Origin of the sequence: Rhodoferax koreense (assembly GCF_001955695.1) — a bacterium.
GTDB lineage: Bacteria > Pseudomonadota > Gammaproteobacteria > Burkholderiales > Burkholderiaceae_C > Rhodoferax_B > Rhodoferax_B koreensis.
The window spans coordinates 1,112,991-1,122,450 of sequence record NZ_CP019236.1 but is presented as its reverse complement, the minus strand read 5'-3'; the positions used below and the strand labels follow the sequence as shown (position 1 = coordinate 1,122,450).

Here is a 9,460-nt window from a genome sequence, read left to right as displayed (position 1 = left end):
AGCGCTTGCGCACAGCCTCCCGCCCGCATGAATCTCCCACTGCCGTACCGCCCCCAACCGTCATTGCCGACCAGCCTCCGCCGCTGGTGCGGCTGGTCTTGCCTGTGGCTGGCCATCCTCGGTGCGACCGGTGCCGCCAGCGCGGCCGATGTGGCCATACCGGCCCACCCCGGCGTGCCGGCGCTGAAAATCCCGCTGCCCGGCCGGCCGGTGAACCAGTCCGCCGCACCAGCGCAGTCCAAACAGGACGAACCCGCCAAAACCGACACCACGGCCCGCGGCGAACAGCTGCGCGAGGCCATCGAAAAGGCCAACAGCAGCGAGAAGCCGGCCAGCGCGGCCCGGCCGGGCGCGGCACGCAAACCTGCCGCGGCGACACCGCAGTTCACCTTTACCGTACCCGCCGAAAAGAAGCCGGCCCAGCCCGCCACCGCGGCAGCCAAGGCCGAAGCCTTGGCACCGCGCCGCGCCGAACCGACGGCCAGCGACGACGAGGTCAACCGCCAGTACCTGCGCGCACGCGCCGCGGCCCTGGGCGCCTTCGCCGCTACGCCGCAGGCCGCCGCGGCCGTGGGCCAGCGCCCGGCGCCGCGCGGGGGCAGCGCCGCCAACAACAGCAAAACCGCACCGGGTGCGCCGCTGCCGTGGTCGTACGAAGGCGCGGCCGGGCCGTTGTCCTGGGGCCAGCTCAAGCCCGAGTTCGCCACCTGCGCCACCGGCCAGCGCCAGTCGCCGATCGCCATCGACGACAACAACGCGCTGCAAGGCCCGGCCGAACCCCTGTCCGTCGACTACAAGCCCAGCACCGGCTCGGTGACGCACACCGGCCGGCTGCTGCAGGTGGACGTGCTCGGCGAGAACACGCTCACCGTGCGCGGCACGCGGTACCGGCTGGAGCGCGTGGAGTTCCACCACCCCGCCGAGGAACGCATCAACGGCAAGGGCTTCGCCATGTCGGCCCACCTGCAGCACCGCAGCGCCGACGGCCAGTTGGCCACGGTGGCGGTGCTGCTGGAGGCCGGCGCGGCCAGCCCGGCGGTCGACCAGATCGTGACCTACCTGCCGCTGGCCGTGGACGACCGCGTCGGCCTGCCACCGGCCGGGCTCGACCTGGCCGCGTTGCTGCCGCAGGACCCGCGCTACTACCAGTTCCTCGGCTCGCTGACCACGCCGCCCTGCACCGAGGACGTGCTGTGGATCATCTTCAAGCAGCCGATGACCGTGAGCGCGGCCCAGCTCAAGCTGTTCGGCCAGCTGTTCCCGAACAATGCACGGCCGCTGCAGCCGGTCAACGGCCGCGTGGTGCGCGCCGCCCAGTAAGGGGTTGTCGGCTCACTGGTAACCGTGCAGCGCTTCGTCCGGGAAGCGCCGCGCCTTCACATCGGCCACATAGGCCTGGACCGCGGCCTGCACCGTGGGCTGTCCTTCCATGAAGTTGCGCACGAACTTCGCCAGCCGGCCCGCCGTGAGGTTGAGCATGTCGTGCAGCACCAGCACCTGGCCGCTGCAGTCCAGGCCCGCGCCGATGCCGATCACCGGGATCGGCAGGCTGGCCGTGATCTCGCGCGCCAGCACGGACGGCACCAGTTCCAGCACCAGCATCGCCGCGCCGGCTTCGGCCAGTGCCAAAGCGTGACGCTTCAGCGTCGCCGCGGCTTCGTCGCCCCGGCCCTGGATGCGGTAGCCGCCCAGCGCGTGCACCGACTGCGGCGTGAGGCCGAGGTGGCCGCACACCGGAATGCCGCGCTCGACAAGGAAGCGCACCGTCTCGGTGGTCCAGCCGCCGCCTTCGAGCTTGACCATCTGCGCGCCAGCCTGCATCAGCGCGGTGGCGCTGGCCACCGCCTGCTCCTTCGAAACCTGGTAGCTGCCGAACGGCAGGTCGCCGATGAGCCAGGCCCCGCGGTTGCCCCGCGCCACGCATTGCGTGTGATAGACCATCTGCTCCAGCGTCACCGGCACCGTGCTGGGCTGGCCCTGCAGCACCATGCCCAGCGAGTCGCCCACCAGCAGGCAGTCCACGCCGGCGGTGTCGAGCAGCGTGGCGAAGGTGGCGTCGTAACAGGTCAGCATGCTGATCTTCTCGCCGGCGGCGTGCATCTCGCGCAGCCGGTGCAGCGTGACGGGTTTGCGTTCGTTCATGGGGATGTCTCCAATTCAGCGTCGATCCAGCCGCGCAGGCTGTTGATGAAGGCCAGGCCTTCGGCCCGCCGCAAGTCGTCCAGCCGCAGCACGGCTTCGCTCAGCCGGCCTTCGCGCAGCCAGTGGTCACGGCCCACGCCGGCCAGCAGGCCGCAGTGCAACGCCGGCGTGAGCCAGCGGCCCCCCTGCAGCACGGCGATGTTACCGCGCGTGCATTCGGTGATTTCGCCATGGCGGTTCCACAGCAAGGTGTCGAACACGCCGGGCGCGGTGGGCGCCAGCGCGTCGTAATGCGCGCGCCGCGTGGTCTTGAAACGCACGAATTCGCTGTCGGCGGCCTCGAAGGCGCTGGGCGCCAGTTGCAGCCGCACACGCGCGGGCGCGGCGGGCATGGCGAAAGCCTGGGCCGTGGCCTGGCCCTGCGCCGTCAGCAACAGGCGCACGCGCCACAGGCCGGCCGGGTGCTGCCGAACCAATTGATTCAGTGTGTCGTCGATGTGCCGCTCGTCCCACGCATAACCGAAGTGGGCCGCGGCCTGCCGCATGCGCGCCCGATGCGCATCGGCATGGCGCAGCACGCCGTCGGCCAGGGCCAGCGTTTCCAGCAGTTCGAAAGGCTGGCTCGCGCGGTCGAGAAAAGCGCGTTTGTGGCGCCATTCCTGCCATTCGTCGGCGGCAGTCGCCCCCGAGGTGATGCCGCTGCCGATGCCGCAGCGCGCCGCGTGGCCGCGCAGCGTGACGGTGCGGATCGGCACGTTGAAGGTGGCCGCGCCGCCTGGCTGCAGCACGCCGACCGCGCCGCAGTAGACGCCCCGCGGCGCCGGCTCCAGTGCGCGGATGAGGCGCATCGCGCTGACCTTGGGCGCGCCGGTCACCGAACCGCACGGGAACAGCGCGGCGAATACGTCGGCCAGCGTCGTGCCTTCGCGCGTCAAGGCTTCCACGTCGGACGTCATCTGCCACACGCTGGGCAGCGATTGCAGCTGGAACAGCCGCGGCACGCGCACCGAGAAAGGCCGGGCCACGCGCGACAGGTCGTTGCGGATCAGGTCCACGATCATCACGTTTTCGGCCCGCTCCTTGGCCGAGGCGGCCAGGGCGGCGGCCAACGCCTGGTCCTGTTCCGGCGTGGCGCCCCGCGGCGCCGTGCCCTTCATCGGGCGCGTGAGCATGCGGTCATCGCGCCAGTCGAAGAACAGCTCTGGCGACACCGACAACACGTGCTCTTCACCGGTGTCGATGCACGCGGCGAAACCGCCGGGCTGCGCGCGCAGCAGGGCCAGGAAAAGATCATGGGCGCTGCCTTGCACCCTGCCCTGCAGCGGCGCCGTGTAGTTGACCTGGTAGACCTCGCCATCGGCGATCGCACGGTGGATCTCGGTCAGGCTGCGTTCGAATTCGGCCTGGGCGATGCCCGCCTGCCAATCGACGCGCACCTCCGCTTCCGGCGCCGGCTCGGGCCAGGGCAACATCTCGTGATAAACCCCGAACCAGGCCAGCGGCCCCTCCGACGCATCTGCTGCATTCGCCGCATGCACGGACAGGCTGGCATCGAAGGCCGGCGCTGCCTCGTAGCGCACGTAGCCCACGCACCAATGGCCCTGCTGCGCCAGCGCCTGCGCGGCGTCGAGCACCGGGCGCACTGCGTCCAGCGTCTGGGCAGCCAGTACCTGGCGCGGCGCGCCGAAAGCCCCGCGCAGCCGGATGGAACCCGCCGCGCCGGTGGACGCGAAATCGATCAGCGTGCGCAAGGGTTCACCGCGGAACTGCGGGGGGACGGTGTCGTTCATGTTTTTGTTCGGGCACGGATCTGGCGTAAGGGCAGCGCACGGCTTTGAAGCGGCGGGAGCCTGATGGTAAAGCGTGTCCGCGCTTGTGATGTGAGAGGCTGGACTCGGGGCAACGACCAACCGCAGTCACTTCGATCAACCGGTCCGGCCGCGCAAGGGCCAGCATCGATGTTGGCTGTACGCCTACCGGCTCACAGTCGAAGCCAGTCCCCGCGACTCACCACATGGGTCGCATTCATTTCGCCGTACCAAGTCTCGAGCCCGCGGTATCGCATGCCCAACCGGTCCATCACCCGGGCCGAGGCAAGGTTGTCGGGGTGGCGCACGGCGATGAGCTCCGGTGCAGCGAGATTGTCGAAGGCGAAGTCGGCCATGCACAGGGCCGCCTCGCTGGCAAGTCCCTGGCGCCAGAAATCGGGATGCAAGCGCCAGCCGATTTCGAGTGGGTTGCACCGCAAGCTGTCCAGATCGGCAGGAAGTTCGTCTTCCCGGCGCGCGTACTTGACACAACCCGCCCCAGCAGCACGTCCACTGGTCGGCTCGATGAAGGCCCACCAGCTGGTGCCCCATGCTGCCCAACAGCGCTGCGCGTCAGCAATCCACGCCGCGGTCTGTTCGAACGTCTCGGGCTGGCCGCCGATGTAACGCATCACCTCAGGGAGCTGGTTCATCGCGTGGATGCCGTCGAGGTGCTGGTCCGTGATGGGCTCCAGGCGCAGGCGTGGTGTGTGCAAGATGGTCAAGTCTTCTCCATTAAGTCATTTCCAAAGCTTAACGTTGGAATTCAGCAGCCGCCGGAGGTGGTCCGCTGGAATGACGGGTTAGCCATCAGTGCACCGATGAGGTCCGCGTGGTGACGCTTCAGCGTTTGAAATGTCTCTATCGCTTGCACTTCAAAATCTTCAGGCCAGTTAATCTTCGAGTGCCAGCTATACGTGACCTGCTGCTCTTTCCACCTACGATGATTGACGGCCCAGGAATTGCAATGGTCGAGGAACTTTACGTAGCTTTCTGGAAACTCCCCCCCGTAAATTAAGTGCGCTTTGGTCTTGAGGAGCGTCTTGACATATTCGTTCCTTGGAAGGAACTCGGATTCCGCCCAGAACAACCAAGTGCGAAGTTCGTCTTCTGGAAGTTCGCCATTCGGAGGGAACACGTAGTTCCGACCAAGGCTTTCAAGAAGGTCGCGGAATGTTCTCCGCCCCTCATAGAGAGCGGCGGCGAGCGGTCCGTACAGTTCTTCAATCTGTCGTTCGACGAACTTGAGTTGCGCTTCTAGCCTGCGTCGGCCTTCTTCTCTACGTACGGCGAGCCAGTGGTTGACGAACCAGCCAACTGCCGCGCCTCCCGCTGCGATGAGCGCTACCCAAACAGGCTGCATAGAAGTGACCATCTTTAGTGATCGCTAATGCCAAAGCTCAGCGGGCGGCGAAGCCATCCGCTGGAGCGAATTGTTAAGCCTCATGGAATGCCCACTCCGCGATTTGCTGCGCTCGCGAAACCGAAATGCCATGAACTTGATCTACAACCAGCGGATCGTCCTCAGGGTCTCCCCGGTGAAGCACCACTTTCGGCCGCTGACCGCCAAGCTGTACAACAACATCGGCGGCGCGTGAGCCATCGTAAGGGTAGGCAGGAATTGCGTTGCAAACCCACCCAAAGAAGCCGTCGCCTTCAACAGGGGAATCGTAGGTTTCAACGTAACGATTAAAGCTCCTTTCACTCAAGGAAACCCACACGCCCCACAGATACGGCTCTTCGACGCCATGAATCGGCACTTCTAGAACAGCACGAATGAAGTAGTCCGTACCCTCTTCATGTTTAATGGTGCAGAAGTCGCTACTTATTTTCCCCATCGATGCCCGCTGCTCTTCATTAAGGCAGGTGTATTGATCGGGCATTCGATATCCAACGCTCGGCGATCCTTCGTGGATATCACCGCAGCAAGTGCATTTGAAGGCGAAGATGGCGGCCATGGTAGCTGGTGAGGCTTAACGTGATTTCGTTTTCACTTCCGAAATATATCCGTTAAAACGTGCACGCCAGCCTCTCGCCGTCGGTGACGTATGCACCTTGCAAACACGGGCCCTGACTCGTTGTACTGTTTTTTAAATACAGCATGACCATCATTCCCACGTCGCCACCCTCTCGTTTGCTCGATCAGTTGCTCGATCAGTTGCTCGAGCGGCTACGTTACCGACATTACAGCCTGTCCACCGAGAAGTTGTATGTCTATCGGGTCCGGTTTTTCATCCGCTTCATGGGCTGCGCCACCCTCATGAAATGAGTGGGCCGGAAATTGAGGCGTTCCTGACGCACTTGGCCGTCGTGCGCAATGTATCGCCACACAAGCAGGCGCTGTCGGCACTGCTGTTTCTCTACAGAGAGGTGCCGCAGCAGGAGGTGGCTTGGATGCAAGACATCGGGCGCTCGCGCGGCCACCCCCATTTGCCCGTGATGTTTATCTTGCCCGAGGCAGCACACATTCGCGCTGCTAGATGCAAAGCAGCCGGTCTAGGGCCTGATGGGGACAGCCTGCATGCAGCCACACCCGGCGCCGGTCTGGCGCTGACCAACGTCGATGCGCTGCAGGCTTGAATCGCTAGCAACCGCTTTGCGCTACGCCTTCGACAACGCCTTCAACGCCAGCTTGATCCCCTCCGTCACGCCCACATCCGCCGGCAGCGCCTTCAGCGCCAGCGCAGCTTCCTTGTCGCTGTAACCCAGCGCGATCAGCGCCTGCAGGATGTCGGCCTGGGCGTCGCTGGTCACGCCGGTGTGCGGGCCGATGTCGGCGCCGAGTTTGCCCTTGAGTTCGAGCAGCAGGCGTTCGGCGGTCTTCTTGCCGATGCCGGGCACCTTGATCAGCCGGCCCGGCTCCTGCAGCGTGATGGCCTGGGCCAGGTCGGCCACGCCCATGCCCGAGAGCACGCTGAGCGCCGTGCGCGGGCCGACGCCCGAGATCTTGATGAGCTGGCGGAAGGCCTCGCGTTCGGCCGGCGTGGCGAAGCCGTAGAGGATCTGCGCGTCCTCGCGCACCACGAAGTGCGTGAGCAGCGTGACCTTCTCACCCAGCCCCGGCAGGTTGTAGAAGGTGCTCATCGGCACATCGACGAGATAGCCCACGCCGTGGCAGTCGATCAGCAGTTGCGGTGGGTTCTTCTCGGCCAGAAGGCCCTGGAGTCGTCCGATCATGGGATCCCTGTTCTTGCAAAACCCGGATTGTCCATGACCCGGCGGCGGCACTCACATGTCGCGCTGCCGCTCGCGGGCTGGCCGCGGGTGAAGTTGCGCCTGCACGGCCTGCAGCAGTTCGGCGCGGCGGTAGGGTTTGACCAGGTGGGCGTCGGCGCCGAGGCTCAGGCCCATTTCGGCGTCCTGCTGTTCGGCCCGGGCGGTGAGCACGATGATCGGGATGCCGGCCGTGGCCGGCTCCGCGCGCAGCAGCCGGATCAGGCCGTAGCCGTCGAGCACCGGCATCATCACGTCGGTCAGCACCAGGTCGGGCGGCTCGCGCAGCGCCTGGGCAAAGGCCTCCTGGCCGTCTGCGGCCAGTTGCACCGCATAGCCCTCCAGTTCCAGCATCAACTGCAGGTTCTCGCGCAGCGAGGGCTCGTCTTCGGCGATCAGGATCTTCATGCGGCCTCTCCGGAAGCGGCGATGTCGGGGCCAGCATGCGCGGGCGGGTGCGGCAGCAGCGGCAGCGTCACGACGAAACGGCTGCCCTTGCCGACGGCGCTCGCCACGCTGATGCGGCCGCGGTGGCTGTCCACGGCATCGCGCACGATGGACAGGCCCAGGCCGGTGCCGACGATCGGCCCGACGTTGCTGGCGCGGTAAAAACTCTTGAACAGGCTGGCCTGGTCCTGCTCGGGGATGCCGATGCCCTGGTCGGCCACGGTGATCACCAACTGATCGCCGGCCTCGGCCACGGAGAAAACCAGCTCGCCGCCGTCCGGCGAATACTTGACGGCGTTGGACAGCAGGTTGCCGACGATCTTGCGCAGCAGCGCTTCGTCGAGCCAGCAGGCCCGGCCCGCGGGCGGCAGCGTGACCGACCAGGCCACGCGGTCGCAGGCCGCGCCCATGAGGCTCTTCAGCTCCTCGAGCAGCAAGCCGCAGAACGCGGCCACGTCGACCGCGGCGGGCCGGCATTCGAGCGGCCCGCCCTCGGCGTGGCCGATTTCATGCACGTTTTCCAGCATGCGCGTCATACGGTCCACCGCGTCTTCGATCTTCTGCCAGCTCTGGCGCTTCTTGTCCAGCGGCAACCGGTCCTCGTAGTGCCGCAGCAGTTCCACCGAGCCATGGATGATGGCCAGCGGCGTGCGGAATTCGTGCGAGGTCATGGCGATGAAGCGCGATTTGGTGTCGTTGAGCTCGACCTGCTTCTGCAGCGTGACGCGCTGGGCCTGCTCGGCCTGCACGCGCGCCGAGGCATCCACCACGAACAGCAGTGTGGCGTCGGCCTCGCCCCATTCGATCTTCACCGCCGACAGGTCGAGCCAGCGCACCTCGCCCTGCTGCGTGATGACGCGGAAGCTGAAATGCGGCTCCACCGGCTCGCCGCGCAGCCGGCGCCGATGGCGCTCGATCATGGCCGGCGCGTCGTCCGGGTGCAGCGTGGCGTCGAAGGGCTGAGAGAGCAGGTAGTCGAGCGGATGGCCGACGATGCTGGCAAGCTTGGGGTTGCCGAACACCATGCGCTCGTTCTGCACCACGACGACGCCGACGCCTGCGTTCTCGATCACGGTGCGGTAGCGGTGCTCGGACTTGTGCAGCGCGTCGATGGCCTGGTAACGCTCGATGGCGCTGCTGAAGTGGTTGGCCACGAAGGCCAGCACGTCGGCATCGGACTCGGTGTAGTGCACGCCGGCCTCATAGCTCTGGATCACCAGCGCGCCGGCCACCGCGCCGCGCATCTGCATGGGCACGCCGAGCCAGGTGGTGAAGCTCAGGTCGCCCGTGGCCTCGGTGACTTCACCCAGCGCCTGCAGCCGCAGGAAGCGCCGGGCGTCGATGAGCTGCGGCCGTTCGGTGCGCAGCACGAATTCGGTGAGGCCGCGGCGCAGCGGCACGTCGTCGGTCTGCATGGTGTCGCCGTCGCGCTCGTCCACGTAATAGGGGAAGTTGAGCGTCTGCCGCTCGGCGTTGTAGAGGCAGATGTAGCAATTCCTGGCGTACAGCAATTCGCCGAGCAGGCGGTGCCCGGTCTGCAGGAAATCGTAGAACGACAGGCCGGCCGCGGCGCGTTCGGCGATGCGGTAGAACACGCGCTGCAGGGTTTCGGCCTTTTTCTGCTCGGCGGCTTCGGCTTCGAGTTCGCGCGTGCGCTGGTGCAGCCATGCCTCGGTCGACGCCTGCTGCGCCTGGTGGCGCGCCTGCAGCAGTTCGTGCTGCTGCAGCAGGGCCCGGTGCTCGCGCTGGAGATCGGCCAGTTGTGCGCGCAGGTCGAGATCGCTTTCGACGCCGTGAACGTTGTGCTGGCGGGGATTCATGCCGATGCCTGTGCTCCAAGAGATGCGGGC

11 protein-coding genes are annotated in these 9,460 nt (G+C 66.4%); 3 read left to right on the top strand and 8 right to left on the bottom strand.

The genetic code is table 11. The features are described from left to right. The first annotated feature begins 27 nt into the window (after positions 1–27). Positions 28–1,320 carry a carbonic anhydrase family protein gene (locus RD110_RS05380; RefSeq protein ID WP_157900062.1) on the top strand — a complete coding sequence of 431 codons (1,293 nt, stop codon included), beginning with the start codon at positions 28–30 and terminating at the stop codon, positions 1,318–1,320. A gap of 12 nt (positions 1,321–1,332) precedes the next feature. Here RD110_RS05380 and panB read toward each other — a convergent pair whose 3' ends face one another. The 5 genes from panB to RD110_RS05355 form a co-directional block, all read right to left on the bottom strand. Beyond that, complete coding sequence (gene panB, locus RD110_RS05375) at positions 1,333–2,142, bottom strand: 3-methyl-2-oxobutanoate hydroxymethyltransferase (protein ID WP_076197389.1); 810 nt, start codon at positions 2,140–2,142, stop codon at positions 1,333–1,335. Further along, positions 2,139–3,932, bottom strand: coding sequence for an aminodeoxychorismate synthase component I (pabB, locus tag RD110_RS05370; RefSeq protein WP_076197387.1), 1,794 nt, complete (start codon positions 3,930–3,932; stop codon positions 2,139–2,141). The genes panB and pabB overlap by 4 nt, the downstream gene beginning before the upstream one ends. A 191-nt stretch (positions 3,933–4,123) precedes the next feature. Further along, positions 4,124–4,675, bottom strand: a complete 552-nt coding sequence (locus RD110_RS05365; RefSeq protein WP_076197385.1) for a GNAT family N-acetyltransferase — start codon at positions 4,673–4,675, stop codon at positions 4,124–4,126. A 41-nt stretch (positions 4,676–4,716) separates the two neighbouring features. After that, positions 4,717–5,313: a hypothetical protein gene (locus RD110_RS05360; protein ID WP_204250026.1), complete on the bottom strand. Its 597-nt coding sequence runs from the start codon at positions 5,311–5,313 to the stop codon at positions 4,717–4,719. 73 nt (positions 5,314–5,386) lie between these two features. Next, positions 5,387–5,908: a DUF2199 domain-containing protein gene (locus RD110_RS05355; RefSeq protein ID WP_076197381.1), complete on the bottom strand. Its 522-nt coding sequence runs from the start codon at positions 5,906–5,908 to the stop codon at positions 5,387–5,389. Positions 5,909–6,051: 143 nt separating this feature from the next. On the opposite strand from RD110_RS05355, the gene RD110_RS28995 reads away from it, so the two are divergent. Both RD110_RS28995 and RD110_RS05350 read left to right on the top strand, forming a co-directional pair. Then, complete coding sequence (locus tag RD110_RS28995) at positions 6,052–6,219, top strand: phage integrase N-terminal SAM-like domain-containing protein (RefSeq protein WP_239467175.1); 168 nt, start codon at positions 6,052–6,054, stop codon at positions 6,217–6,219. Further along, positions 6,216–6,530: a phage integrase N-terminal SAM-like domain-containing protein gene (locus tag RD110_RS05350; protein WP_076197379.1), complete on the top strand. Its 315-nt coding sequence runs from the start codon at positions 6,216–6,218 to the stop codon at positions 6,528–6,530. Before RD110_RS28995 ends, RD110_RS05350 begins: the two co-directional genes overlap by 4 nt. 21 nt (positions 6,531–6,551) lie before the next feature. On the opposite strand, the gene ruvA is transcribed toward RD110_RS05350, so the two are convergent. Genes ruvA through RD110_RS05335 form a run of 3 tightly spaced genes read right to left on the bottom strand, consistent with a single transcriptional unit; the run spans position 6,552 to position 9,430 of the window. Then, positions 6,552–7,127 (bottom strand): Holliday junction branch migration protein RuvA, encoded by a 576-nt coding sequence (ruvA, locus tag RD110_RS05345; protein ID WP_076197377.1) that lies wholly within the window; start codon positions 7,125–7,127, stop codon positions 6,552–6,554. A 51-nt stretch (positions 7,128–7,178) separates the two neighbouring features. Next, on the bottom strand, positions 7,179–7,571 hold the full coding sequence (locus RD110_RS05340) for a response regulator transcription factor (RefSeq protein ID WP_076197374.1): 393 nt from the start codon (positions 7,569–7,571) through the stop codon (positions 7,179–7,181). Continuing rightward, entirely contained in the window at positions 7,568–9,430 is a 1,863-nt protein-coding gene (locus tag RD110_RS05335; protein WP_076197372.1) for a sensor histidine kinase, read from the bottom strand. Before RD110_RS05335 ends, RD110_RS05340 begins: the two co-directional genes overlap by 4 nt. Between the last annotated feature and the right edge of the window lie 30 nt (positions 9,431–9,460).

What these genes read in the sequence shown, in the direction of transcription:
- RD110_RS05380 (WP_157900062.1), top strand. Translation starts at nt 28, where the DNA reads ATGAATCTCCCACTGCCGTACCGCCCCCAACCGTCATTGCCGACCAGC.
- RD110_RS05335 (WP_076197372.1), bottom strand. Translation starts at nt 9,430, where the DNA reads ATGAATCCCCGCCAGCACAACGTTCACGGCGTCGAAAGCGATCTCGAC.
- RD110_RS05350 (WP_076197379.1), top strand. Translation starts at nt 6,216, where the DNA reads ATGAGTGGGCCGGAAATTGAGGCGTTCCTGACGCACTTGGCCGTCGTG.
- RD110_RS05340 (WP_076197374.1), bottom strand. Translation starts at nt 7,571, where the DNA reads ATGAAGATCCTGATCGCCGAAGACGAGCCCTCGCTGCGCGAGAACCTG.
- panB (WP_076197389.1), bottom strand. Translation starts at nt 2,142, where the DNA reads ATGAACGAACGCAAACCCGTCACGCTGCACCGGCTGCGCGAGATGCAC.
- RD110_RS05355 (WP_076197381.1), bottom strand. Translation starts at nt 5,908, where the DNA reads ATGGCCGCCATCTTCGCCTTCAAATGCACTTGCTGCGGTGATATCCAC.
- ruvA (WP_076197377.1), bottom strand. Translation starts at nt 7,127, where the DNA reads ATGATCGGACGACTCCAGGGCCTTCTGGCCGAGAAGAACCCACCGCAA.
- RD110_RS05360 (WP_204250026.1), bottom strand. Translation starts at nt 5,313, where the DNA reads ATGCAGCCTGTTTGGGTAGCGCTCATCGCAGCGGGAGGCGCGGCAGTT.
- RD110_RS28995 (WP_239467175.1), top strand. Translation starts at nt 6,052, where the DNA reads ATGACCATCATTCCCACGTCGCCACCCTCTCGTTTGCTCGATCAGTTG.
- pabB (WP_076197387.1), bottom strand. Translation starts at nt 3,932, where the DNA reads ATGAACGACACCGTCCCCCCGCAGTTCCGCGGTGAACCCTTGCGCACG.